The 25,637-nt window shown below is 37.7% G+C and carries 22 protein-coding genes; 14 read left to right on the top strand and 8 right to left on the bottom strand.

The annotated features are described in order from the left end of the window. Positions 1-75 precede the first annotated feature (75 nt). From LCX93_RS04565 to LCX93_RS04550, 4 genes are read left to right on the top strand one after another with little or no spacing between them, the layout of a single operon-like run. Positions 76-303, top strand: coding sequence for a DUF4492 domain-containing protein (locus tag LCX93_RS04565; protein WP_226068941.1), 228 nt, complete (start codon positions 76-78; stop codon positions 301-303). A 1-nt stretch (position 304) separates the two neighbouring features. Next, entirely contained in the window at positions 305-1,834 is a 1,530-nt protein-coding gene (locus tag LCX93_RS04560; protein ID WP_226068939.1) for a cytochrome ubiquinol oxidase subunit I, read from the top strand. Beyond that, complete coding sequence (gene cydB, locus LCX93_RS04555; protein WP_226068931.1) at positions 1,835-2,956, top strand: cytochrome d ubiquinol oxidase subunit II; 1,122 nt, start codon at positions 1,835-1,837, stop codon at positions 2,954-2,956. It begins immediately after the preceding gene. Between the two features lie 8 nt (positions 2,957-2,964). Beyond that, the gene (locus tag LCX93_RS04550) at positions 2,965-3,111 is read left to right on the top strand and encodes a hypothetical protein (protein ID WP_226068929.1); all 147 of its coding nucleotides are present in this window, start codon (positions 2,965-2,967) and stop codon (positions 3,109-3,111) included. Between the two features lie 11 nt (positions 3,112-3,122). Here the strand turns inward: LCX93_RS04550 and LCX93_RS04545 are convergent, their stop codons facing one another. The 5 genes from LCX93_RS04545 to LCX93_RS04525 all read right to left on the bottom strand — a co-directional run bounded on the left by LCX93_RS04545 (position 3,123) and on the right by LCX93_RS04525 (position 7,822). After that, positions 3,123-4,250 (bottom strand): HD-GYP domain-containing protein, encoded by a 1,128-nt coding sequence (locus LCX93_RS04545; protein ID WP_226068927.1) that lies wholly within the window; start codon positions 4,248-4,250, stop codon positions 3,123-3,125. Between the two features lie 21 nt (positions 4,251-4,271). Beyond that, positions 4,272-4,781, bottom strand: a complete 510-nt coding sequence (locus LCX93_RS04540; protein ID WP_226068925.1) for a Rab family GTPase — start codon at positions 4,779-4,781, stop codon at positions 4,272-4,274. Beyond that, the gene (locus LCX93_RS04535) at positions 4,771-6,501 is read right to left on the bottom strand and encodes an OmpA family protein (RefSeq protein WP_226068922.1); all 1,731 of its coding nucleotides are present in this window, start codon (positions 6,499-6,501) and stop codon (positions 4,771-4,773) included. The genes LCX93_RS04540 and LCX93_RS04535 overlap by 11 nt, the downstream gene beginning before the upstream one ends. A 4-nt stretch (positions 6,502-6,505) precedes the next feature. After that, on the bottom strand, positions 6,506-7,096 hold the full coding sequence (locus tag LCX93_RS04530) for a hypothetical protein (protein WP_226068920.1): 591 nt from the start codon (positions 7,094-7,096) through the stop codon (positions 6,506-6,508). Between the two features lie 165 nt (positions 7,097-7,261). Then, positions 7,262-7,822 carry a DJ-1 family glyoxalase III gene (locus tag LCX93_RS04525; RefSeq protein WP_226068918.1) on the bottom strand — a complete coding sequence of 187 codons (561 nt, stop codon included), beginning with the start codon at positions 7,820-7,822 and terminating at the stop codon, positions 7,262-7,264. A gap of 112 nt (positions 7,823-7,934) precedes the next feature. Between LCX93_RS04525 and LCX93_RS04520 the strand changes: the two genes are divergently transcribed. The 10 genes from LCX93_RS04520 to LCX93_RS04475 all read left to right on the top strand — a co-directional run bounded on the left by LCX93_RS04520 (position 7,935) and on the right by LCX93_RS04475 (position 21,485). Further along, positions 7,935-8,831 carry an ABC transporter substrate-binding protein gene (locus LCX93_RS04520; protein WP_226068916.1) on the top strand — a complete coding sequence of 299 codons (897 nt, stop codon included), beginning with the start codon at positions 7,935-7,937 and terminating at the stop codon, positions 8,829-8,831. Next, positions 8,828-10,819, top strand: a complete 1,992-nt coding sequence (locus LCX93_RS04515; RefSeq protein ID WP_226068914.1) for a putative bifunctional diguanylate cyclase/phosphodiesterase — start codon at positions 8,828-8,830, stop codon at positions 10,817-10,819. Before LCX93_RS04520 ends, LCX93_RS04515 begins: the two co-directional genes overlap by 4 nt. 28 nt (positions 10,820-10,847) lie before the next feature. Then, positions 10,848-11,906: a quinone-dependent dihydroorotate dehydrogenase gene (locus LCX93_RS04510; protein WP_226068912.1), complete on the top strand. Its 1,059-nt coding sequence runs from the start codon at positions 10,848-10,850 to the stop codon at positions 11,904-11,906. Beyond that, complete coding sequence (locus tag LCX93_RS04505; RefSeq protein WP_226068910.1) at positions 11,906-13,198, top strand: M16 family metallopeptidase; 1,293 nt, start codon at positions 11,906-11,908, stop codon at positions 13,196-13,198. The genes LCX93_RS04510 and LCX93_RS04505 overlap by 1 nt, the downstream gene beginning before the upstream one ends. A 123-nt stretch (positions 13,199-13,321) precedes the next feature. Beyond that, positions 13,322-14,071 carry an outer membrane lipoprotein-sorting protein gene (locus LCX93_RS04500; protein WP_226068908.1) on the top strand — a complete coding sequence of 250 codons (750 nt, stop codon included), beginning with the start codon at positions 13,322-13,324 and terminating at the stop codon, positions 14,069-14,071. A 2-nt stretch (positions 14,072-14,073) separates the two neighbouring features. Then, positions 14,074-15,708 (top strand): hypothetical protein, encoded by a 1,635-nt coding sequence (locus LCX93_RS04495; RefSeq protein ID WP_226068907.1) that lies wholly within the window; start codon positions 14,074-14,076, stop codon positions 15,706-15,708. 10 nt (positions 15,709-15,718) lie between these two features. Then, positions 15,719-18,025 (top strand): efflux RND transporter permease subunit, encoded by a 2,307-nt coding sequence (locus tag LCX93_RS04490; protein WP_226068906.1) that lies wholly within the window; start codon positions 15,719-15,721, stop codon positions 18,023-18,025. Position 18,026: 1 nt separating this feature from the next. Beyond that, positions 18,027-19,775 (top strand): bifunctional ornithine lipid synthase OlsF, encoded by a 1,749-nt coding sequence (gene olsF, locus LCX93_RS04485; RefSeq protein WP_226068905.1) that lies wholly within the window; start codon positions 18,027-18,029, stop codon positions 19,773-19,775. Between the two features lie 45 nt (positions 19,776-19,820). Next, positions 19,821-20,714, top strand: a complete 894-nt coding sequence (gene dapA, locus LCX93_RS04480; protein ID WP_226068904.1) for a 4-hydroxy-tetrahydrodipicolinate synthase — start codon at positions 19,821-19,823, stop codon at positions 20,712-20,714. A gap of 3 nt (positions 20,715-20,717) precedes the next feature. Then, complete coding sequence (locus LCX93_RS04475) at positions 20,718-21,485, top strand: enoyl-ACP reductase (RefSeq protein WP_226068903.1); 768 nt, start codon at positions 20,718-20,720, stop codon at positions 21,483-21,485. A gap of 364 nt (positions 21,486-21,849) precedes the next feature. Here LCX93_RS04475 and serA read toward each other — a convergent pair whose 3' ends face one another. Genes serA through LCX93_RS04460 form a run of 3 tightly spaced genes read right to left on the bottom strand, consistent with a single transcriptional unit; the run spans position 21,850 to position 25,616 of the window. After that, positions 21,850-23,463 carry a phosphoglycerate dehydrogenase gene (gene serA, locus LCX93_RS04470; protein WP_226068902.1) on the bottom strand — a complete coding sequence of 538 codons (1,614 nt, stop codon included), beginning with the start codon at positions 23,461-23,463 and terminating at the stop codon, positions 21,850-21,852. Further along, entirely contained in the window at positions 23,464-23,943 is a 480-nt protein-coding gene (locus LCX93_RS04465; RefSeq protein ID WP_226068901.1) for a hypothetical protein, read from the bottom strand. Between the two features lie 14 nt (positions 23,944-23,957). Further along, entirely contained in the window at positions 23,958-25,616 is a 1,659-nt protein-coding gene (locus tag LCX93_RS04460) for a 30S ribosomal protein S1 (protein ID WP_226068899.1), read from the bottom strand. Positions 25,617-25,637: the final 21 nt, after the last annotated feature.

Raw genomic sequence — 25,637 nt, 5'->3', positions numbered from 1 at the left:
TATTATTATGTAAGCTGATAAAATTAATAATATATATTTATTAATTGTTAATAGTGTTTGGAATAATATTCTTTCATGAAAACACATATCACAAACTTTTTTCGATCCGTTTTCTATCTGTACTATGATGGTTTTGTAAATATGAGAGTGGGTAAAACACTTTGGATTCTCATAGCTGTAAAACTATTTGTTATGTTTGCCATTGTCAAATGGCTGTTCTTCCCAAATATATTGCAAGAAAACTTCAAAACAGACACACAAAGAAGTCAATATATTTTACAACAACTCACAAAGGAAAAATAATATGGAACACACTGACGTGCTTGTTGACTGGTCACGGGCGCAATTTGCTCTTACTGCACTCTATCACTGGCTTTTTGTGCCGCTTACCCTGGGCTTGACATTTATTGTCGCCATTATGGAGACGATCTATGTCAAAACCGGTGATAAAAAATGGAAACAAACTACAAAATACTGGATGGGACTCTTGGCCATTAACTTTGCCATAGGGCTGGCAACAGGAATCATTATGGAGTTTGAGTTTGGAACCAACTGGTCAAACTACTCCTGGATTGTCGGCGATATTTTTGGAGCACCGCTTGCCATTGAAGGACTGATGGCATTTTTTATGGAATCCACCTTTTTTGCCGTTATGTTTTTTGGCTGGGACAAGGTCAGTAAAAGAATGCACCTACTCTCAACATGGCTTGTTGCCATAGGTTCAAACCTCTCAGCTCTTTGGATTTTGGTTGCAAACGGCTGGATGCAGCATCCAGTGGGCATGAAATTCAATCCCGATACGGCGAGAAATGAAATGCTGAACTTTTGGGAAGTTTTTTTCAATCCGAATGCGGTCAGTAAGTTTCTACATACCATCAGCAGCGGTTATGTCCTTGCCTCACTCTTTGTCATAGGAATCAGCGCCTGGTATCTGCTTAAAAAAAGAGATACACAGTTTGCACGACGCAGTATTATTGTGGCCTCGAGTTTTGGACTTGTCACATCACTGTTTCTCTTAACAACAGGTGATGAATCAGCCCATCAGGTAGCACTGAACCAACCTATGAAACTTGCCGCTATGGAAGGTTTGTATGATGGAGAAAAACGTGCCGGAATCGTTGCATTTGGAGTCTTGGATACTGCAAAAGAGATCGGAGATGATTTAAACCCTTTTCTTTTCAGTTTTGAAATTCCCGGTGCGCTTTCTTTCTTGGGTTATCATGATTTGAATGCTTTTGTACCGGGTATAGACAATCTGATGCAGGGAAGCAAAAAATACGGCATTATGTCCGTCCCTGAAAAAATGCAAAAAGGAAAAATTGCCGTGGCCGCTTTAGGTGCCTATAAAAAGTTCAAGAAAGAAGGCAACCAGGCTGAGGCTGAAAAAGCACTTAAAACTTTTGAAGCAAATCAGGCCTATATGGGCTACGGTTATTTGAAAAAACCTGAAGATGCCGTACCGAATGTAGCACTGAGCTTTTACAGTTTTCATACAATGGTAGGACTTGGCACATGGTTTTTGCTTCTTTTTATGGTGACACTCTATTATGCCATGACCAACGAAATGCACAACAAAAAATGGCTGCTCTACCTCGCAGTAGCAACCATTCCGATGGGGTATGTTGCACAGGAAGCCGGATGGATAGTTGCCGAAGCGGGACGTCAGCCTTGGGCTATTCAGGATTTGCTTCCCGTAGGCATGGCAGCTTCCAACATAGCCTCAACAAGTGTTATGATTACTTTTTGGCTCTTTGCAGTGCTTTTTACAGCGCTCTTAATAGCCGAAGTAAAAATCATGTTAAAACAGATAAAAATCGGGCCGGAGGGACATTAAATGTTTGATTTACTCACTTTACAACAATACTGGTGGTTTCTTATAAGTCTATTAGGCGCACTTTTCGTCTTTATGACCTTTGTGCAAGGCGGGCAGACGCTGCTGTATACTCTGGCAAAAACAGAAGATGAAAGAGATGTTTTAGTCAACTCACTCGGTCGAAAATGGGAGCTTACCTTTACAATGCTTGTCATGTTCGGCGGTGCACTTTTTGCTGCAATGCCACTTTTTTATGCAGTCAGTTTCGGCGGTGCCTATTATGTTTGGATGGCAATTCTTTTTTGTTTTATTATTCAGGCAGTAGCTTATGAATACAGAAAAAAGCCCAGTAATGTCTATGGTGAACGCTTTTATGAAACACTCCTTTATATTAACGGTTCACTTGGAATATTTTTAATCGGTGTAGCAGTAGCAACACTCTTTAGCGGCGGTAATTTCATTGTCAATGAAAACAACCTCTCACACTGGACAATGCAAAGCTACGGACTCGAAGCACTTTTAAACCCTTTTAATGTTGCCTTTGGACTTATGCTTGTTTTTCTTGCACGATTTCAGGGTGCACTGTATTTTTTAAACAATGTCGATGTGCCGAGTGTTACGGCAAGAGTCAAAAAGGTTGTCCTTGTAAACTTTGGAATGTTTTTGATTCTTTTTCTTTATGTTCTGGCAACAATATTGTTTATGGACGGTTTGCGTTATGATCCCGATACCTTTGTTGTCAGTGTTGAGAGTAAGAAATTTTTACACAGTTTCATGGATATGCCGGCTTTAGCGGGTTTACTGCTTCTTGGTGTTCTTACATTGTTATACGGAGTATATATCGCAGTAACGAAAAAAGCACAAAAAGCCATCTGGTTCAGCGGATTGGGCGTTATACTTACCGTACTTGTATTGTTTTTGATTTTGGGACTTGATTATTCGGTTTTTTACCCGTCACTTGCAGATATACAAAGTTCACTCACCATACAAAACAGTTCGGGAAGTCACTACACACTTGAAGTGATGAGTATTGTCTCTGTCCTTGTTCCGGTTGTCCTGCTTTACATCATATTTGTATGGCGTTCAATGGACAAATCACAAATTACAATTGATGAAGTCAAATCTGACCCGCATCACTACTAGGAGAAATTATGGAATATTTAGCAGAATCAATTTGGTATCTCAGCTGGCCGGTTATTATTTATCTCTCATATAAATTTGTCAGCCTCAACCTGCATCACTACAAAAAGATGGAAAGACTCGAAGAACTTGAAGAAATTCATGCAAAGAACTCCTAAAATCTTTGATTTTAGGAGTTCTTCATCATACTTTTTTCTTTATTTTTATAACGCGTTTGAATATCTGTAAAAACCTGAATATTTTTCAAAAAATGCTCAACCAAAAACGGATCAAACTGTTTTGCACTGCCGGCTTGAATATACTCTAAAATTTTATCAAGTGGCCATGCTTTTTTATAGACTCTGTCATGCCCTAAAGCATCAAAAACATCTACAATCGCAATAATACGTCCATAAATATGGATATTTTCACCTTTAAGCCCTCTGGGATACCCACTTCCATCCCACTTTTCATGATGTTCATATGCAACAATTGCTGCCGTTTGCAATAACTTTTGTTGTGAACCGCTTAGCATTTCATATCCCAATAAAGAGTGCTGTTTCATAATTTTAAACTCTTCTTCTGTAAGTTTCCCCGGCTTGTTTAAAATGGCATCTCTAATCCCTACTTTTCCAATATCATGCATTGGTGCTGCCATTCTCAACTCTTCTGCCTCTTCTGAAGAGAGTCCAGCCATTAATGCCAGTACTTTTGCATACTCACCTACCCGTAAAACATGATCCCCTGTTTCTTTGGAACGTGTCTCGCCAATTGCTCCCATAGTTGCTATAACTTCACGTTGTGTTACAATGATTTCATTTGTCAAATGAGTATTTTTTTCTACCTCTTTTTCGACAAGTTTTGTTATATCTTTATTATATTTTGTAAGCATTTTATTTGCTTTCTCAAGTTCTAAAACAAGCAACTCTTTATCATTTCTATCCTGAATGGATTTCTGTTGCATTTTCACAAAGTCAGTCACATCTTCAAATAAAACAACAATTGTTTCAATTGCTTCAAATTTATTTTTTCTTCCTGCCTGTACACTGATTGTAATATACGCATCATTTTTATAAACAAAGGGTATTTCCAAACTCTTTTTTGTACCTTCACCTATTTGTAAAAGTTCACTCTCCAACCCAATAAATTCAGGAATAAGCTTGACAATATCAGTATACATTTGTGAAGCCTGTTGTACATCAATATATTTAATAACATTATCAGAAAACTCAATACACTGTAGCTTTTTATCAGCCACTATATATTCATAACGATGTCGTCGCTCATAAATAGCATTCAAAACTTCTTGTATATGCACTTGAGTCTCCTTTTTTTAACTCTATTGTTTTAGTATAACTTTGCTCAGTGCAAGAAAAAGTTCTTCTACATTTCTGCCATCTTTTGCAGAAGTTTCAAAAATCTCTTCTACACCTTCAAGAGAATCGTGAAGCTGTGAAACTATGCTTTTCATTTGAACATCTTCCGTAAGTAAATCAGCCTTATTTAAGGCTACTACAGCAGGAACATTTTTGAGTAATTTTTGTGCTAATTTCAGATGCAAAGGTATATTGTCTATACTTGATTGACGGGTACTGTCCCCCACAATAATCACACCGTGCGCCCCTAAAACATAAGCAGGATTTGTCTCTTTTAGATCTGTTCGCCCTTCTATATCCCAGATCATAAGCTGTAACTCTAACTCTTGTGAAATTTGTACATGTTTTTTAGATATCTTCACACCTATTGTTGTAAGATAATCATCACTAAACTGGTTATCAACATAACGACGTATTAAACTTGTTTTTCCGGTTGCAAAATCACCGATTAATATTACTTTTTTAGTTATCATTTTTTATCCATTTAATCTGCACTAAGCGTCCTTCATGATTTTTTTCATTTGCCATCTCTGATAAAGGGGTAGGCGAAGCAATAAAGTTTATTCGAGATGAGGGTATTCCTTTTTTCATCAGATACTTATACACTTTTCTTGCTCTTTCCTGTGCATAATATATATTTTTTTGAAGGGCTCCTCTGCCATCTGAAAATCCCATTACCAAAAGATTTAAATCATTATACAGTTCTAAAGTTTTTCTAACTTTTGAAGATTTTATCCATAAATCAAGAAGCTTCATTTTCTCTTGAGTCAACTTGGATCTAGAAACTCCATAATAAATTTTCAATCCGTTTTGAGAAAAATCATACTCCACATCCGAAACAATTTGCCTGATCCCTTCTATAGAACTTATTTGTGACAAGACCTCATCATAACTTTTTTTATTTTTAATTATACCATGAATCGTTACTGTATTGTCATGAAGTTTATATCTTATTTTATTGCCATCTTCTATATTAAGCATTGCAAAAGCGATAGCCAATTCTTTATTTATTTCTTCTTTAGTTAAAGGGGCATACGCTAAGACAATTTTATCTTCCAATACTCTTCTTGTTAGAAATGGTTTTATATTCTGTAAAAGAATTTTATGAAGACTTTCATAGGGAAGTTTCCCACGAACAACTACTTTATTATAACCAACATCTATACTAATGTCATAAAGATTAAAATGGGGATTTTCATGTAAGCTTTGTTCAATTTTTTCCTGTAATGTTTGATTGCTGTAACTTATATAGAAATAGACAGACAAAGCAGTAAATACGAACACGCCTATTATCCAAAAAAATGTATAACTCTGCTTTTGCTTTTGTTCTGCAGGTTCTTCGCTTTCGTTTTCAAGCAGAGTGTCAAGATGTTTATTGATTTCATCAAGATCCAGTTTAGCCTTATCTCCTTCAAAATTTGCAATAGCATCAGAATGTTTTTTGACTAAGAATTCCAAAACAGATGTAATTTTATTTTGTAAGGTACGATTACTTGTGCCACTTAAAACAACAGCCAAATAACAACAACCTGCCACCTCTAAATAAATAGTATAATTCCCAAACTCTATTTCATTTAACTCTAAAGAGTCACTGTTTTTAGAAATCCAATCATTCACAAAACTTCGAATTGCACTCAGCATTGAAGCCACCATTTCAGGTTCTATAGATTCATGATTTTCAATGCTTCTCTCACTTACTAAAAGTCCGCTTTCCTTGTGAATTAAAAAAACACTTTCGACTTTATTCAGTTTTTGAGAACTTTGCAAAAGTAATTCTGTCTCAGATACACCTTTTATCTTCGCAACAATTTTTCTTTTCAGTGTTTCATAAGAAAATGTTGATTGTACTTTTGTATTTATCTCATTAATCATATCTTTAAAAGATTGTGAAACAAACTTACTGATCATATTGCCAATGACAGGATAAAGTGCATCGACAATGTCATCTTTTTCATTTTTTACCTGATCTTTAATTGCCAAGGAAATCAGCGGAGCAAAAATAGCAACAAATTCAGCTTTGTTTTTTTCAATGGTTTTTGAAAATATATCACTTAAAAGTGGTGAAATTTTTTCAATAATGATAGCAGCATCAGCATTTTCTTTGATAGATTTTTGAAGAAGCAGTTCAAGTTCATCTATTTTATGCCGTTCTTCTTCAAATAATAGTTGTTTTAGTTTTTCGTAATCATTCATCTAATTACTTACTTTTTGCTTCCTCTTTAGGTGCGCTCTCTTCTATCATCATATCAAAATTTTCTGCTATTGTTGTATCTTTTACCTTTATGGCTAAATCAAAGAGCATACTTGAAAGATTGTCTTTTGAGACTTTTGCGCCTTCAAGATTTTCAACCTGTTGCTTAAGAAGCTTCATAATAGATGCTTCAAGTTCTTCTAATTCATTATGCAGTTCTTCTTTATTTTGTATATTTTCTCTTTTCATTGCATCAATTTGTGATTCAAATACCTTTTGCACATCATCAAGTGCATTATTTGCTTTTCTTTCTTGGCGAACCAATTGTTCTTTTAGTTCAATACTTTCATCTTGCAGTGCATTTGATACAGTTTTAATCTTTTGTTCTAAAAGTTGTGTATTTGAAGTATTTTCAGCAGTCAGTTTTTTTTCTAAAACTATAATTTTTTGCGTCAACTCTTTAGTGGCAATATTCATCTTTTCTTGAAGTTTATTCAAATCTTCTTCAAATTTACGAATTTGTGGTCCAAACATAAGTTCTCTTATTTGATCCATATTCCCTAATTGTCCCATTGGATTTTCTATTTGTGTTGCCATTGTTTATACCTTTCATTTCTTTCAATTGCACCATTCTAGCATTATACACATAAAAATCAAAGTAAAAATAAAATATCACAAAAATATTTCCAATATAAAGGCTCGAAGAACTTGAAGAAATTCATGCAAAAACTCAGGCTGCCAAAAACCAGGCAGCTTGAGAGGCTACTCGCAGTAGGTCGCCAAAAGCCCTGCTTTGAGTGCGTTGTAAGACTCATCTCCTTTGAGTTTTTTCACGATTTTCAGACCAAAGCACAACGCCGTACCCGGTCCGCGTGAGGTCATTACATTTTGATCTTCAACGACCATTGCTTTATCTCCCATATATCCCTCTTTTTTTATCTGTTCTTCTACAGACGGGTAGCAGGTATATTTTTCTTTTAAAACACCCGCTTTGTTCAGGGCAAACGGGGCTGCACAGATAGCTCCGATATTTTTTCCTTTGGCATCCATTTCACGCAGGATTCTCTGTACGTTTTCATCATCAGCCAGAGCATAGGTACCGTCCCATCCACCAGGCAAAACGACCATATCAATCATGTCGGCATTGACCTCCTTTACATGTAAGTCCGCCTGAATGACAATATTGTTCGCTCCTTTTACAAGCATCTCATCACTTAAAGATGCAACCAGAACTTCCACCTCTGCACGTCTTAAAACATCTATGATGCTCACCGCTTCTATCTCTTCAAATCCGCTTGCCAACGGGACTAAAACTTTACTCATAAACTACTCCTCGTAAGAACTTTTTATTATTCTAACACGACTTCAGTAACAAAAAAATTAAGTACAATCAAAGGTCAAAGAGATTAAAATGTTCAATAATAAAAGTTATAATGTGTTAATATTAAATATTGGAGATATTTTGACAAAAGCGCTGCTTATACTACTACTGCTTCTTTTGAGTGCCTGCTCTTCAAAACCACAAAAGCAGATTGTCATCTCTACAAATCAGTGGATAGGCTATGCCCCTTTATTTTATGCCTATGAAACAGGGGAATTGGATCCCTTGAACATAAAAATAGTTACCAGTGTCTCTCTTGCAGAAGCAGCTGATCTGTACAGCATCGGCAAGGCGGATATGGTCACGACTACACAGCATGAATACAATGTTTTAAAACAAATCACCCATGATATCAAAGCAGTTATTTTGATAGACCGTTCAAACGGTGGCGATATGATTTTGTCAAACAGAACACTTGAGGCACTCAAAAAAAGTACAAAAATAGATGCCTATCTTGAAGTTGATTCCATCAATCAGGAAATTTTACTTGATTTTCTCAAAAAAAATGCTATCAGTAAAGAGAAGATAAACTTTATAAACAAAGATCAGCGGCAAATCCAGGATGTCAAAAATGACCCTGAAAAAGCCATACTCATTGCCACCTACACCCCTTATGAGATTGCTTTGAAAAAAAAGAATTTCAAAGAGGTTGCCTCCACAAAAGATATTAACAGTATTATTGTCATTGATGCACTGTGTGCGAGAAATACTCTTATCAAAAATAAAAAACAGCGGCTTATACAGCTTAAAAAAGTGATAGACAAAGCTATAACAACCATAGAAGCAAATCCAAAAGCATCCTATAAAATTATCTCCAAATACTTTTCACATGTAAGCTATAAAGAGTACCGTCACTCCCTGAGTCTTATCAAATGGATAAACAAACCCTCACAGGAGCTTTTGGAATACATACAACAGTATGGATACAAAAAGGATGATATTATTTTATGAACTCCATTTCCATAAAGAGTTTTATCCTTTCGATTATATTTGTTGCATTTGCACTCGAAGGGTATATTTTTTATAATTTTTTTGAAAATTCCAAAGAGACGATAAGCAAACTGCTTCAGACAAGCATACAGACCGATGTGTTAAATCTCAAGCACTTTATGGAAAAAAATTTAAAACAAAAAGACATCAACTTTATTGCCTCGCATATTGACAATATTATTATCATTAATCCCACTGTCAAAGATATACATATTCTTGATAACAGCCAAAATATTGTTTACCATGCAAATATCAGATATGAAGATCACAATCACTCAGCACAAAAGTGTCTCCCGATTTCCAAAATTATAAATACAAATATTTTTACACAGGAGTGCTACTCTTTTTCCATTAAAACTTTTCATGGACTCCAACCAAAATATTATTATGCAAATGTATATATTGATGAAGCCTATACGCACGGACTCATTACTCAGCAGATAAAAAAAATCCTTGTTGCCTTTCTTGTCAGCGCTTTTGTCTTTATACTGTTTTTATGGGTATTGTCAAAAATCTACATTATCACACCTCTTGAGAAACTGCGCCAGTATGCCTACTACAGTCGAAATCCTCCAAAAAACTTTTTTGTCAAAGAGATTGAGAGTATCCGCTACTCACTCAATATGACATTTAAAAGGCTGCAACAGGAGCAGGAAGAACTCTATAATTTGTCGACAAAAGACCCTTTAAGCGGTCTATATAACAGGCTGAGTCTTATAGAAAAAATCAACTGGCTGATTGCAAAAAGCAAAAGAGACAAAAAAGAGTTTGCCATTATATTTTTGGACCTGGATAATTTTAAAAATATAAATGATTCAAAAGGGCATGCCTTTGGTGATAAAATTCTTTTGCACATTGCGCAGGTTCTTTTAAAAACAACCCGAGAAAATGATATTGTCGCACGTCTTGGAGGCGATGAGTTTGTAGTAATTCTGCCTGATTTTACAAATGAAAATACAATTATAGAAATTGCCCAAAGACTCAAAGAAACACTTGCAACACCTTTTCAGATTGAGCATGAAGAGTATCAGATTACTGCCAGTATGGGAATTGCCATCTATCCCAAAGACGGCAGGGACGTCCAGACACTGCTAAAAAATGCAGACATTGCAATGTACAAATCAAAAGAGCTCGGAAAAAATAACTTCCAATTTTTTACAAATGCCATCAACAAAGCGGTTCAGGAAAAAATTGCAATGCAGCAGCTGATAAAAGATGCTTTGAAACAAAACCGTTTCAAACTCTATTACCAACCAAAAGTAGATATAAAAACAAAAAAGATAGTCGGATGCGAAGCGCTTATTAGGCTGACAGACCCGATTGAAGGAATTATTCCTCCTTACAGGTTCATCGGTATTGCCGAAGAGAACAAAATGATTATTCCTCTTGGTGAATGGATTATGCAAGAAGCCGTTTCACAGATAAAAAAATGGGAACAGACTCCCTTGAAAGATATAAAAGTCTCTATCAATCTCTCAGCAATACAGTTTCAGGACCCCGAACTTCTGCAAAAAATCAAAAACTATACACACAGCATAGACAGAAACAAACTGGACATTGAGCTGACAGAATCTGTCCTTATCAAACACTTCAAAGAACGCTTAAATGTCATTAAAGGCATTAAAGAACTGGGGATTTCTCTCTCTTTGGATGATTTTGGAACAGGGTACTCCTCTTTGTCCTATCTCAAAGACATCCCTTTTGACACACTCAAAATAGACAAATCATTTATAGACAATATTTATACAAAAGATGATTTGACTTTTATCAATATGATAGTGGGTATTGCCGATGACCTGCATCTCAATGTCGTTGCCGAGGGTGTTGAGACAAAAGAACAGCTTACACTTTTAGAAGAGATTCACTGTAAAGAGTATCAGGGGTATTTGTGTTCCAAACCTGTACCGCCAAAAGAGTTTGAGGAGTTATTTAGCTTACATTGTGTATAATAATCCAATTTTATACAAGTGGACAGTTATGTTAAGTTATGAATCTCTCAAACCCTATCTTTTTAAATTTGAACCGGAAACCGCCCATCATATAGCAGAGTGTGTTTTGCGTCTGCCAAATATCTGCCAAATTCCTTTTAACCCTTTTTTGGAATCACACTTTGTCAATGACACCAGTCTCAGACAGGAAATCTTCGGGCGTACTTTTTACAACCCTGTAGGTCTTGGTGCAGGATTTGACAAAAATGCGACAATGATACGCGGTATGCAGATTTTGGGATTCGGTTTTACCGAAATCGGTACGGTGACACCAAAGCCGCAGGCAGGCAACCCGAAACCAAGAATGTTTCGTCATATACAGGAGCAAAGCATTCAAAATGCTATGGGCTTTAACAATGACGGTGCTTACAAAGTTGTCAAACGACTCAAACAGCGTACTCCGTTTACGACACCTATAGGCATCAACATAGGAAAAAACAAAGTGACGCCTGAAAAAGAGGCGATAAATGACTATACCCATCTCATCAAGGCTTTTGACGGGATGGGTGATTACTTTGTCATAAATATTTCTTCTCCAAATACACCCGGGCTGAGAGATTTGCAAAATGAAGCTTTCATTACAAACCTTTTTGCGCAGGCAAAAAAACTGACCAAGATGCCGATACTGCTCAAAATCGCACCGGATATGGAAACAGAAGATGCGGTCAGTTTGACAAAAATGGCAGTACAAGCCGGAGCTGACGGCATCATAGCCACCAATACAACGATAGACTACTCTCTTGTCAAACATCCAAAAAGCATAGGCGGGCTCAGCGGTGCCGTACTCAAAGAAAAAAGTTTTAAAATTTTTGACGCCATTGCAAAAGAGCTCTATGGCAAAACAGTACTCATCTCCGTCGGCGGTATTGACTCGGCAGAAGAAGCATACAAACGCATACGTGCAGGCGCCTCTTTGGTGCAAATTTTAAGCGGCTTGATTTTTCACGGTCCCGATATGATCATGAACATCAACAAAGAACTGATACAACTGCTCAAAGCAGACGGCTATGAAAACATCACACAAGCCGTCGGAGCTGACAGAAAATAATGAAAACACTCTTTATACTACTTTTAACACTAGGAACACTTATGGCGACATCACTCCCAAAATATGAAACAAAAACACTCAAAAACGGACTGCAGATTGTAGTCATCCCTTTAAAAAACCACTCAAACGTCATCAGCACAGATATTTTTTACAAAGTCGGCAGCCGCAATGAGGTCATGGGAAAAACAGGCATAGCCCATATGCTCGAGCATATGAACTTCAAATCAAGCAAGAATCTCAAAGCCGGCGAGTTTGACAAAGAGGTCAAAAGTATCGGCGGGGTGAATAATGCTTCAACAAGCTTTGACTATACGCACTACTATATCAAATCAAGCACAGACAATTTAAACAAATCTATAGAGTTATATGCCGAACTGATGCAAAATCTCAACCTTAAAGATGATGAGTTTCAGCCTGAGCGTGATGTTGTTACAGAAGAGCGCCGCTGGAGAACAGACAACAATCCTTTGGGGTATCTCTATTTCAGACTCTTTAACAATGCCTATATCTACCACCCGTACCACTGGACACCTATCGGGTTTATGAATGACATCAGAACATGGACGATTAAAGATATACGGGATTTTCATGCAACCTACTACCAACCGCAAAATGCCATCTTAATGGTAACTGGGGATGTTGAGCCAAAAGAGGTCTTTAAAAGTGCCAAAGCCGCTTTTGGAAAAATAAAAAACCATGGAAAAATTCCAAAAGTAAAATTTGTAGAACCGGAACAGGATGGTGCCAAAAGAGTGATTGTGCATAAAGAAAGTGAAGTTGAGATGCTGGCCATCACCTTTCATATTCCTGATTTTAAAGATCCTGACCAGGTCACACTCAGCGTAATTTCTGAGATTCTTTACTCCGGAAAAAGCTCACGGCTTTACAAAGAGTTAGTAGACAAAAAACGTCTTGTCAACTCTGTATATGCCTACAACATGGAAAACACCGATCCGGGGCTTTTCATATTTATGGCTACATGTAACCCGGGTGTCAAAGCCGAAACGGTAGAAGAAGAACTTATCAAACAGATAAATCTGATGAAAGAGACAAAAGTAACCAAAGCAGAGCTTGAAAAAGTCAAAATCAACACAAAATCAGATTTTATCTATTCACTTGAGAGTTCAACCTCTGTGGCCAATCTTTTTGGCAGCTACCTTGTACGGGGAGATATTGAACCGCTTTTACATTATGAAGAAGAGGTCAATAAAGTCACAGCAAAGAAAGTACAAGAAGTTGCCCAAAAGTATTTTAATTTTGACAAATCGACCACCCTTATTTTAAAGAAATAATAAATACTTATAACATAAAGTTACATAAAAGTAATTTTTTTGTAACTTTATCAAAAAAATATCACAAAAAATAAGTTTCTGTGCTACTATTAGTAAAAATAATACTATGCAAGGTTCTTATTCGTGTTAAAAACGCTCTTCTTTCTCCTTATTTCATCCGCCCTTTTTGCCATTTCCAACCAAGAGGTTGCCAACAGATGTGAAGCTGTTATGAACGGCTTTGAAGATTCTTCTTCTACTATGAAAATGACGCTTATCAATGCCAACAATCAAAAACGTGAACGGCACATGAAAATGATCATTCTTGAAAAGGCATCCGGGAACAAGTCACTGATGACCTTTCTCTCCCCTGCCGATGTCAAAGGAACGAAGTTTCTTAATTATGAGCATATCAACAAAGATGACGACCAGTGGCTCTATCTGCCGGCATTAAAACGTGTGAAGAGAATCGCTTCAAAAAACAAATCGGGCTCTTTTATGGGATCAGAATTTTCTTATGAGGATCTCAGCTCTTTCAGTGCGAAAAAATACACTTTTACAGGCCAAGCCAAAGAAGAAATACTCAACGGCAAAAAATATTATGTCGGAAAAAGAGTGCCTGTAAGTAAAAACTCCGGCTATACAAAGCAGATCTCCTGGGTGAACGCAAAGACATTTTTGATAAAAAAAGTGGACTATTATGACAGAAAGCATGAACTGCTTAAAACAGCCTATTTTGATGACTACAAAAAAATCAAAGGTGTTTGGCGTGTCAGAAAAATGACGATGACCAATCATCAAAACGCCAAAAAGACCATTTTAATCTGGGAAGACGAAAAGATAAAAATCGGACTCAAAGAGAGAAATTTTCACAAACGCGTTCTCAAAAAGTAATTATGAAGTTTTTGTTTATACTGCTTTTAAGCATTAGTATCTCCTGTGCAAAATCAAATGACACCTGTTACTCCGTACAGTTGACAAGTTTTAAATTCAAAAAAAATTCGACCTATGATTTTGCAGCACACAATTACCCAAAATCATGCAGACTTATCTCTTTCAGCAACATAAACAGTATTCGTTGCGGCTGCTATGAAAAGTACAATAAAGCAAGAAAAGCGCTCAAAAAATTAGCGAAAAAATATCCAAAGCCTATTATTGTGAATACATATAAATACAGATTTCAAAAAAAAGTTAAAAAAGTTAAAAAAGTTTCAAAAAAACCGCAAAAGAAAAATATTCCCAAAGTTATTCCAGTGCTGCACGAGCCTTTACATGTAAGCAAAGAAGTAACACAAAAAGAAACAGCAAGTTTCTTCGATGACATCAGCTATCAGGGCAATATCAATCTGACACTGCAGTCATATATGAAAGCCCCTGCAGGCAAAGAGAAACAAAATGCACTGATATCAGCCAATTTTGAAGCAAAATACATCAAAGAAAACTTTACAGGGTTTGCAAAAGCCAGAGTACAACAGGATTATTATGATTTGCTAAACACAGAAAAACATACCAACAGAAGTTTTATCCGCCTGGATGAGCTTTACGGCAGTTATGATTTTGAAAATGATTCTGTACTTATTGGAAAAAACATTTTGTTCTGGGGTGCACTTGAAGTACGCAACATTGTCAATGTTTTTAACCCTGACGAACTGCGGTCTGACCCTTTTTACACAGACAAACTCGGTGTCATCAATGCCGCGTACACGCATTATACAGAGAGTGGAGAGTTTTCTGCCATTATAAAACTGTATGAGCAAAACAGGAAAATGCCTGCCTACCCTTATGTCTATTACTATTTTCCCGCTACACTCAAGGTAGCGCCAAATGTTACACTGCCTTTGGTATATAAAGAAGAACTCAAAACAAAAGCAAGCAGATACAGACCGAGTATTTACCTGAAATATTCAGATACCACAGACACAGAATATGCACTTGATTATGCTTTTATTTTTGAAAACGGGTATGACTCCCAACGCTACTATACACAAACCCTCCAGGCTGACAATACTGTTACAACAGAAGAAAATGCCTATTTGGTCAACAAATTTATGACCTATGATACCCTTGTAATAGGGGCAACCCTCTACAAACTCGAAGCCACTTTTGCCGACATTCTTGATGATACACTTGTTTCTGATTATATACATGTAGGGATTGGTGCGGAACATACAATCTCACAGGTTTACAAAGAGGCCGACTTGGGATTACTTGTGGAATACTACCGTTATATTACACTGCAAAGCGGAAAAAAAGATGATCTGGCACTGTTTGAACTCTTTCAAAACGACCTTTTTTTAGGCCTGCGTTACAGCCTCAACCAAGGCAATGATGCAAGTATCGTCGGCGGTGGAATATTTGACCTTGATTATAATGAGCAGGTTTACTATATGGAGTATCAGACCCGTGTTATGGATACTTTCAAACTTAATTTTGACTACAGATATATTTCACCGTCAAAAAACTACAACACCGCTTTTAAACTGATGGGTGCCCATGAACGCATCAGTCTAAAACTCGGTTATTACTTTTAAAAGAGAAAAAATGAAAAAATTTGTCGATTTAATACTCAAATTTCGCTGGTTTATTGTCACACTCATTCCCCTTTTGACACTTGTACTTGCCTATCAGCTTAAATATGCACAGTTTGACGGCTCTTACAGAATCTGGTTTGGCAAAGAGTCACAGACACTCAAACAGTATGATGCTTTTAAAAACACTTTTGGCAATGATGATTCCATCATCATAGTTTTTCGCGATGAAAACGGTATTTTTAACAAGAAAGCCTTACATGTAATAGAGCGGCTCACGCAAAAACTCTGGCAGACAAAATATATAGCCAGAGTCGATTCTCTGACAAATTACCAATATGTACATAAGAATCCCCAAGATGAGGATGACATTCTCATAGATGATTTCATAGAAGATATAGACGCTTTACATGTAAAGGATTTGCAAAAGAAAAGAAAGATTGCTTTGGAAGAGGATTTAATAGTCAACCGCATTATTTCAAAAGATGCCAAAACTACTATGATAGTCGGGCGTCTGACACCAAAAGCCGGCAATACCATCGGGGCTTCCAAGCATATTATGCAGGATATAAACAGATATATCCAGGAGGAAAAAAAGAGCGGTTACAAATTTTATCTCGCAGGCGGGCCGGTTGTCAACACAACTTTCAGCTCCCTCGGCCAGTATGATGTCAAAACCTTTACACCCCTTGTACTGCTTATAGCAATGCTGCTCTTATGGGTTATATTTCGCAAAATTTCCGGTGTCCTGTTGACTGTTGGCGTTGTTGTATTTACTTTTACAATTGTTCTCTCACTGCAAACACTCCTTGGTTACAAACTCAACAACTTTACGGCAAATATGCCCGTTTTTATCATTGCCATCGGTATTGCCGATGCGATGCACCTTTTTTGGATCTATCTGCTTGGAAGAAAAGCCGGACTCGACAACTATGCGGCAATCCACGATACTTTGGAAAAAAACCTTCTGCCTACCTTTTTAACCTCCATAACAACCGCTGTGGGTTTTGCCTCTTTGGGTATTTCAGACATTGTTCCCATCAAAACCTTAGGACTGGCAACGGCAAATGCCGCTGTTTTGGCATTTGTCATCACTGTACTTTTTGTGCCTGCAGCCCTGGCAATTATCAATATGAAAGTCAAAGTTACACCTAAGACGACGACACAAAACACCCTTGGCAGTTTTGCCAAAAAGTATGCAAAATTCATCATCAAATATGACAATCAAATCATCACAGGCACCTTGCTGCTTTTTCTTTTCATCGCCTTGGGACTAACAAATCTTAAAGTCGATTCAAATGCCGTCCGCTACTTCAGAGAAGATGTTCCCTTTCGCCAAACTGTCAACATGATCCAAAAAAATCTTACCGGTCCGATGAGTTATGAAGTTGTTATAGATTCAAAAATCACAGACGGGATTAAAAATGCAAAATTTATGCAAACAGTTGACAGATTCTCACAGGCACTCAAAGAAAAATTTCCCGATGCCAGACATACCTCCTCCCTTGTCGACGTTGTCAAAAAGTTCAATGAAGTGATGGATGCTGACAAAAGCATACCGGATAACAGCAATCTTATCGCCCAGTATCTTCTTCTCTATTCGCTTTCACTGCCGCAGGGTATGGAAATAAATGACAAAATGGATGTCAACGAACGGCTGCTGAGACTCACTGTTGCCATGAATGTCGTTGACACCTCAAAAGATTTGCAAATGATAGAATGGATTGAGCAGTGGTGGAAAAAAACACCCTACTCGGCACAGGTCAACGGACAGACCCAGATGTTTGCACATATGCAGGCAGATGTTACCGATACGCTCATCCAATCCATACTGCTTGCCATTGCCGTCACCTCTTTGCTTATGTTTTTTATTTTTAAAAATATAAAAATGATTCCGCTTTTTTTGATTCCAAATATCCTGCCTATTGTCTTGGTTATAGGAGTGATGGGCTGGCTGGGTATTAACATAGACTTGGGTGTTGCCATCTCCGGTGCCATCATTTTGGGCATTGCAATAGATGATACCATTCACTTTTTAGTCAAATACAAAGAAGCAAGAAAAAAAGGCTTTGATTTTGAAAATGCCCTTGCCTATGTCATGCAGTATGCAGGCCTGGCAATGGTACTGACCACTGTCGTTTTAAGCAGTGCATTCATAGTCTTCCGTCTTTCACAGTTTATGCTCAATGCAAATTTCGGACTCATTACAGCCATTGCTTTGCTCATCGCCCTGCTGGTAGATCTACTCTTGTTGCCGGCACTTTTGAAAAAGATTGACGGTAAAACAAAAAGCATACTCATAAAAAAGGAGAAAATATAATATGTTGGACATAGAAAAAGCCTACAAAACAAATTTTAAAAAAGCACTCAAATACCTCCCCGCATCTGTCAACAATTTTTTTATAAAAAGACTCAAAAAGATATTCCATGAAGAAAAATACAATGAAATTTACGAAAAAAACCATTATCTGCATGGACTGGAGTTCGTTGACAGCATGCTTGAACTATTGGACATAGACTATACCATCAAACCAAAGGAACTTAAAAACATTCCCTCAACGGGCAGAGTACTGGTTGTCGCAAATCATATAACCGGTGCCTCCGATGCCTTTGCCTTGGTGCAACTCATCGCGAGTGTACGAGAAAACAAAAAAGTAAGACTGATGGTAAACGGTATGCTTATGGGGGTAACACAGGCAAGTGACATTATCATTCCCGTAGACAACATCACAGGAGCCATTACAAAAACAAGTATCAAAGCCATCAATGAAGCTTTGTCCAACGAAGAAGCCGTCATTATCTTTCCGGCAGGTATTGTCAACAGATTTTCACTCAAAGGGATTAAAGACACCCCGTGGAAAGCAAGCTTTTTAAAAATTGCAAAAAGAAACAAAACACCGATTTTACCTGTTAGGATTGAAGGGCGCAACAGTCTTTTGTTTTATTTTGTATCTTTCCTGCTGCCTAAAAAGCTCAGCGGTCTTTTAATGCTCCCGCATGAGTTTGTCACAGCAGGAGAAAAAAAACCGCTCGTCTTCAATATAGGCAGAGTCATTCCTTTGAGTTCTTTTTCTGATGAAAAGATTAGTATTGATGAATATCTCAAACTTTTTTACCGGCATCTTTATACCCTGGGAACAAAAAAAGAGTGTGTATTGCAAACAGAGACTACCATTACAGCGGCGCATAATAAGATGCTTTTGCGTGCCGAAGTCAACAAAACAGAAGTTTTGGGGCACACGCTTGATGGCAAAAAAATCATCCTGGCACAGGCAGACGAAGCCCCTTTTCTCATGCAGGAACTCGGGCGTGTACGAGAAATATCTTTTCGTGCAATCGGCGGAGGCACAGGCAGTGCAAAAGACAATGATTTGTATGACAACTACTATAAACATCTCATACTCTGGGATGAAGAAGATCTCGAAATTGTCGGCGCATACCGCATAGGAGAAGTCGCGCAAATCATCAAAAACCGTGGTATGGAGGGTCTGTATACCTATAATCTGTGTAATTTCAGTGAACATTTTCAAGACTACTGTCACAACTCCGTAGAACTAGGCCGCAGTTTTGTTCAGCCCAAATACTGGGGATCAAGGGCACTCGACAATCTTTGGCAGGGTGTCGGTGCCTATCTGGCAAAAAATCCGCATATTATCTATACCTACGGAACGGTAACTATTAATGCAGACACACCCAAACAGGCTGTTGCGGCACTTGTCTACTTTTACTCTCTGCATTTTGCCTGCAATACCGATATGATGAGTGCAAAAACACCCTACTTTATGTCTTATGAGCAAAAACAGGAGTTTGACATGCTCTTTAAATACAGATCATACAAAGAGGGATTTGTCGTTTTAAAAAAATATCTCAAAGAGCTGGGAACGGCTGTGCCGACTCTGTTTAAACAGTATGCAGAACTGTATGATGAGGGAGCCGTCCGTTTTTTCGATTTCAGTGTCAATGAAGGACTGCATGGTGTGGTCGAAGGGTTTATCATCGCAGACAACTCAAAAATGAAAGAGGCCAAAAGAAAACGCTACATTAAAAACTTTGAATCTGAAAAAATTTAATACTTTTTAGCTATAATTAGCCATTATTTTTAAAGGCTAACAAGAATGAATTTAGTAACAGGTTCTTCAACCGCACTGATAACTCCGTTTAAAAACGGAAAACTTGATGAACAGACCTATGCTGCGTTAATACAACGCCAAATAAACAACGGTATGAATGCAGTATGTCCTGTCGGAACAACAGGCGAAAGTGCCACACTGACACATGATGAACACAAACGCTGTATAGAAATTGCCGTAGAAGTCTGTAAAGGCACACAGACAAAAGTTTTGGCAGGAGCAGGCAGCAATGCAACACATGAAGCGATAGAAATTGCAAAACATGCGCAAAGCTGTGGCGTTGATGCCATCTTTTCTGTTTCTCCTTACTACAACAAGCCTTCGCAAGAAGGTCTGTACCAGCACTACAAAGCTATAGCAGAGGCTGTCAGCGAACTGCCGTTTATGCTTTATAATGTTCCAGGACGTACAGGTGTTGACATTTCAGCAGATACTACAATCAGACTTTTTGATGACGTCAAAAATATTTACGGTGTCAAAGAGGCAACAGGGAGCTTAGAACGTACAGTTGAGCTGCTTTCACGCAGACCTGAACTGAAAGTATTTTCAGGTGACGATGCTATTGATTATCCTATTTTGGCAAACGGCGGAGCAGGTATTACTTCTGTCACCTCAAACCTTATGCCTGATTTAAAATCAGAGCTTGTGCGTAAAGCACTCAGCGATGATTTTATGGGAGCAAAAGCTATTAACGACAAGCTCTACCCTTTAAATAAAGTAATGTTTTGCGAGTCAAATCCTATTCCCGTAAAAGCCGCAATGTATATCGCAGGACTCACTCAAACACTGGAATACAGACTGCCTCTTGTGGCACCAAGTAAAGAAAATATGAAAAAAATAGAAGAAGTAATGAAAAATTACGACATAAAAGGACTCTAAAATATGAAAGATAAAACTCTCTTTGTAAGCGGTGGAACTCGCGGAATCGGCAAGGCAATCGTCTATGCTTTTGCAAAAGAAGGCTGTAATGTTGCTTTTACCTATGCTTCAAGTGCCGACACGGCAAATGAAATTATTGCCGATATTGAAGCAACTCACGGAGTAAAATGCCGTGCTTACAAACTTGACATCTTGGAGCCAAATACCTACAAAGATGTTTACAAGGAGTTTGACCAAGATTTTGACAGACTTGACTATTTCATATCCAATGCAATCATCTCTGGACGTGCCGTTGTGGGTGGATTTGGACCGTTTATGCGCTTGAAACCAAAAGGTTTAAACAATATCTATACTGCAACAGTTGATGCCTTTGTCGTAGGTGCTCAGGAAGCTGCCAAAAGAATGGAAAAAACAGGCGGAGGCAGTATCATTTCAATGAGTTCTACCGGTAATCTTGTCTACACACCAAACTATGCAGGACACGGCACAAACAAAGCCGCCGTAGAAGCGATGGTACGTTATGCTGCTGCAGAACTTGGTGAGAAAAATATTCGTGTCAATGCCGTAAGCGGCGGACCGATTGACACTGATGCCCTGAAAGCATTTCCAAATTATGAAGAAGTTAAAGCCGAAGTTGTCAGACGTTCACCGCTTTCTCGCATGGGTGTGCCTGAAGATTTAACAGGAGCCTGTAAATTTTTATGTTCAGATGAAGCATCTTGGCTTACGGGACAGACAATAGTAATCGACGGAGGAACTACCTTTCAGTAAATACTTGCAGCCTTTGAAACCATAAAAACATTCCTGCCAATCTCAGCCCGCACTGAAGTACGGGTTCCAAAAAGCCATACATTCCTTGGAATCGGTACTTCTGTGCCGACTGTCAAAACTTTCCTGCCACGCTCAGCCCACCCTAAAGGATGGGTTCCAAAAAGTCATACATTCCTCGGAATCGGTACTTCAGTGCCGACTGTCAAAACTTTCAGGCCACGCTCAGCCCACCCTAAAGGATGGGTTCCAAAAAGCCATACATTCCTCGGAATCGGCACTTCAGTACCGACTGTCAAAACTTTCCGGCCACTCTCGCCCGCACTGAAGTACGGGTTTCAGGGTTTGTAAAAGAGAAGGAGTTTTTTTATAAACGGGCGTAGTTTACGCTTATGCAGGCATCAAGAGATGCTAATTGACTCAAGGTAGTATCATTTACCGCATTGTCTACCAAAATCACAGCAAGCGCTTCTGACTGTTCGTTTCTTGCCAATGAAAAATCTGAAATATTGACATTGTTATCTGCAAGTATAGTTCCTACACTGCCTATGACACCAGGAACATCAGAGTTTTTAAACAGAACCATGTCTCCTTTGAGCGGGAATTCAATGTCAAAACCGTCTATTGCGACAATACGCTGCAATCCGTCTTCAAAAATTGTAGCCGAAATTGATGTTGTTCCTTCATTTGTTGTTATCTTGACTGTAATGAGATTTTTATAAACTTTTGAATCTCCCAAATTGACAGCTTCAACCTCAATGGCTTTTTCTTTGGCAACAAAATCTGCATTCACATAATTGATAGTCTCAGAACTGTGGCTTAATGCCCCAACCGTCACAAAAGTCGCCAGAGAATCAACATAGTCTGCTATTTCTCCCTGCCCTTTTACTTTTATAGAGATTATTTTAGACTTGTTGATCTGTGATTCCAGGAAACCTATTTTTTGTCCCATTTCCAAGAATGGTTTTACAAAAGGAGGAATCTTGCTCTCATCTATCGGCAGATTCATCGCATTCGGATAGGCTATGCCTTTTGCCGCAGCGATTGCATTTTGTGCCGCCTGCGTTCCGATGTTGTACTGAGACTCATACGTGTTTGCCCCCAAGTGAGGAGAAACGACGATATTGTCCAAATCAAGCAGTTTATTGTTAATTGCAGGCTCTTTTACAAACACATCGATACCGGCAAAACGGATTTTCCCTGATTTTAAACCATCATACAAAGCATCTTCGTTATAGAGTCCGCCGCGTGCACAGTTGACAAGTACAACGCCGTCTTTCATTTTTGCAATTTCTTCTTTGTCAATGATGTTAATCGTTTCCTGATTTTTCGGTGTATGTATCGTGATAACATCACATGCCAAAATATCATCAAAATTTTTCGTATAGGTCATATCAAGATCAGTTACTTTCGAAGGCTCGATATACGGATCATAGGCAACGATATCCATCTCAAATGCCTTTGCGCGTTTTGCAACACGGGAACCTATATTTCCAAAACCGATAATACCGAGTTTTTTGCCTTTAAGTTCATATCCGTACCACTTTTCACGTTTCCAGATTCTTTGATTTTTCAAGTGATCATGAGAATATGGAAACATTCTCATACATGAAAGCATGTGTGTCATAGTAAGTTCTACTGCGGCAATTGTATTGGCAGTAGGCACATTCATTACAATGATTCCTTTTTTTGAACACTCAGGAATGTTGACATTGTCAACACCGACACCGGCACGCACAATGGCTTTCATATTGACAGCATGTTCTATAAAAAATTCGTCCACATCTGTTGAACTTCTCGTAATTGCCACATCTGCTTTTGGAATAATTGTTTCAACAAGCTCTTTTTTATCTACATCAGCTGCCATGATGAAGTTGATGTTTTCATCTTCTTGAAGCATTTTCAAGCCGGCTTCATGGATATGGTCACATACGACTACTGTATATTTTTGTACCCCAGGGGCATTTGTTTCATTGCTCATTTAATCTTCCTTTTTATAAGGCGCAACAGTGGCCTTGATTTTATAATTTTTTAGCACTTTTACCAATTTGTTTAATTTATCTACATTTTGTGAATAAATAAGTAAATCTATACCTTTAGCATCTTTTTTTAAAAAATACTTTAATTTATGTCTTTTCAACTCTTCTTTGAGACAAAAAAGCTGATAGGGATCTAAAAGTTTTGCTGACAATTTATAGGTAATAGTTTTAGTTATTTTTTCATTCAGATCAAGTGTAATATACACTTCATTCACAGGATAAAAATAACCAAGCCTCTCAGATTTTGAAAAATGATTCAGCCATAGTTTTTCCGGTTTTTTAAAAACAGTTTCATTTTTTAAAACCAGAGGTTGCGTATCTATAACTTCATCCTGTGAGTTTATAGATACTAAAAAAAAGACAATAAACACGGCTACGCCCAATGCTAAAAACGGGGCAAACCATTTAATTATCTTTTGCATTTAAAAGCTTGAGCTTATTTAAATTTATCTTTTATCAAGTCACCGAGAGAGTGTGATTCTGTATCATTAATCTCTTCAAGCATTGCCTGATTTTTGATATAATCCAATTTTTTAACAGATAAACGGATACGGTCACGACGGGTATCAATGTTTGCGATCGCAGCTTCTATCTCCTGACCCGGTTCCAACTCTTCTTTTACCAGTGGAGCTAAATCTTCATCACGAATCAGTGCATCAACTCCGTCTTCAAGAGAAACGAATACACCGAAATCTTTAATATCACGGATAGTTCCTTTAACTACAGAGTTCACTTTATGTGTTGTTGCAAATTTATCTATAGGTGATTCTAAAAGTGTTTTACGGTTTAAAGATATTTTCTGATCTTCTTTGTTGATTTTGGCAATTTTCACTTCTACTTCTTCACCGGATTTCAAAACATCTTTTGCTTTTGTATTTTTGTCCCATGAAATATCCTGATTGTGTAAAAGACCTTCAACACCGTCTATACGGACAAATGCACCAAAATCAGTTAAAGATGTAATCGTACCTGTAACGACATCTCCTTCATGGTATTTTTTAACAAATTCATCAAATGGTTTTGGTAATAATCTTTTTAATGAAACACGAAGTTTGTGTGTTTTAGAATTGATTTCTATTACTTCAACATCGATTTCCTGTCCAACTTCCAGGTAATCATTTGGATTTTTTACATTTTTGTTCCATGTGATTTCTGAAATATGCAAGAAACCTTCTATGTCATTTCCAAGGTCAACAAAAACACCGTATGCTTCAATATTTGAAACGGTAACTGTAATTGTATCACCCTCATCCAGTTCACTTTCAACTTCTGCCCAAGGGTCAGGCTGAACAGCTTTAATAGACAAAGAAAGATGACGCTTGTCTTTGTCATAAGAGATTGCTTTAACAGTTACAACATCACCCTCTTTATAAAGTTTTGACGGATTCACCGGACCTTTATAAGAGATTTCATTGTAGTGTACCAAACCGTCAACACCGCCGACATCTACAAACATACCGTAACTGGTAATTTTTTTGATAGTCCCTTCAACGATGACATCTTCGGCCATAAGTTGATCAATGATTTCTTTTTTCTTTTTACGCTCTTCATTGAAAAGTTTACGACGTGAAAGAATAATCGAATTTTCAGCCGGATCAATTTTCACAACCTGTGCTTTGATTTTACGCCCTACAACATCGTCAGTCTCTTTGAATGCTGCCAAAGAACGCGGCATAAAAAATGAAACTGCATCAGCTTCAACAACATATCCGCCACGATTTTTCTTTGTAATGATACCTTCAACAACCAGGTCTTCAAAATCCTCTTTGTGTGCATCAATAAACTCTATAGTTTTTTCCTGCTCTAAAACTTTTTTGTATGATATTTTGGGACGCTCATTGTAGTACCCCATTTGCATAACTTTAATTTTATCGCCGGTATTAAACTTCAACTCACCGTTTTCATCACGTATTTCATCAAGGCTTAATATACCCTCAAGTTTATCACCTACACTTACTAATGCTCTGTTCTCATCAGCCTGTATCTCTACTACTTCACCTTCTACGATGCGACTTGTTTCTTGCTTTTTTTCGCTTTCTGCGAACATCTCTGCAAAATTTTCTTCTTCTTCAAATGATTCGTTATCGAACGCCATTGCCTATCCTCTGTTACATAA

Origin of the sequence: Sulfurimonas sp. SWIR-19, from assembly GCF_020410885.1 — a bacterium.
Classification (GTDB): Bacteria; Campylobacterota; Campylobacteria; order Campylobacterales; family Sulfurimonadaceae; genus Sulfurimonas; species Sulfurimonas sediminis.
The sequence above is the reverse complement of the archived record's forward strand: the minus strand, read 5'-3'. Positions and strand labels throughout refer to the sequence as shown.

Coding starts and splice junctions, on each gene's coding strand:
- LCX93_RS04565 (WP_226068941.1), top strand. CDS start 76: ATGAAAACACATATCACAAACTTTTTTCGATCCGTTTTCTATCTGTAC.
- LCX93_RS04560 (WP_226068939.1), top strand. CDS start 305: ATGGAACACACTGACGTGCTTGTTGACTGGTCACGGGCGCAATTTGCT.
- cydB (WP_226068931.1), top strand. CDS start 1,835: ATGTTTGATTTACTCACTTTACAACAATACTGGTGGTTTCTTATAAGT.
- LCX93_RS04550 (WP_226068929.1), top strand. CDS start 2,965: ATGGAATATTTAGCAGAATCAATTTGGTATCTCAGCTGGCCGGTTATT.
- LCX93_RS04540 (WP_226068925.1), bottom strand. CDS start 4,781: ATGATAACTAAAAAAGTAATATTAATCGGTGATTTTGCAACCGGAAAA.
- LCX93_RS04535 (WP_226068922.1), bottom strand. CDS start 6,501: ATGAATGATTACGAAAAACTAAAACAACTATTATTTGAAGAAGAACGG.
- LCX93_RS04530 (WP_226068920.1), bottom strand. CDS start 7,096: ATGGCAACACAAATAGAAAATCCAATGGGACAATTAGGGAATATGGAT.
- LCX93_RS04525 (WP_226068918.1), bottom strand. CDS start 7,822: ATGAGTAAAGTTTTAGTCCCGTTGGCAAGCGGATTTGAAGAGATAGAA.
- LCX93_RS04515 (WP_226068914.1), top strand. CDS start 8,828: ATGAACTCCATTTCCATAAAGAGTTTTATCCTTTCGATTATATTTGTT.
- LCX93_RS04510 (WP_226068912.1), top strand. CDS start 10,848: ATGTTAAGTTATGAATCTCTCAAACCCTATCTTTTTAAATTTGAACCG.
- LCX93_RS04505 (WP_226068910.1), top strand. CDS start 11,906: ATGAAAACACTCTTTATACTACTTTTAACACTAGGAACACTTATGGCG.
- LCX93_RS04495 (WP_226068907.1), top strand. CDS start 14,074: ATGAAGTTTTTGTTTATACTGCTTTTAAGCATTAGTATCTCCTGTGCA.
- LCX93_RS04490 (WP_226068906.1), top strand. CDS start 15,719: ATGAAAAAATTTGTCGATTTAATACTCAAATTTCGCTGGTTTATTGTC.
- olsF (WP_226068905.1), top strand. CDS start 18,027: ATGTTGGACATAGAAAAAGCCTACAAAACAAATTTTAAAAAAGCACTC.
- dapA (WP_226068904.1), top strand. CDS start 19,821: ATGAATTTAGTAACAGGTTCTTCAACCGCACTGATAACTCCGTTTAAA.
- LCX93_RS04475 (WP_226068903.1), top strand. CDS start 20,718: ATGAAAGATAAAACTCTCTTTGTAAGCGGTGGAACTCGCGGAATCGGC.
- serA (WP_226068902.1), bottom strand. CDS start 23,463: ATGAGCAATGAAACAAATGCCCCTGGGGTACAAAAATATACAGTAGTC.
- LCX93_RS04465 (WP_226068901.1), bottom strand. CDS start 23,943: ATGCAAAAGATAATTAAATGGTTTGCCCCGTTTTTAGCATTGGGCGTA.
- LCX93_RS04460 (WP_226068899.1), bottom strand. CDS start 25,616: ATGGCGTTCGATAACGAATCATTTGAAGAAGAAGAAAATTTTGCAGAG.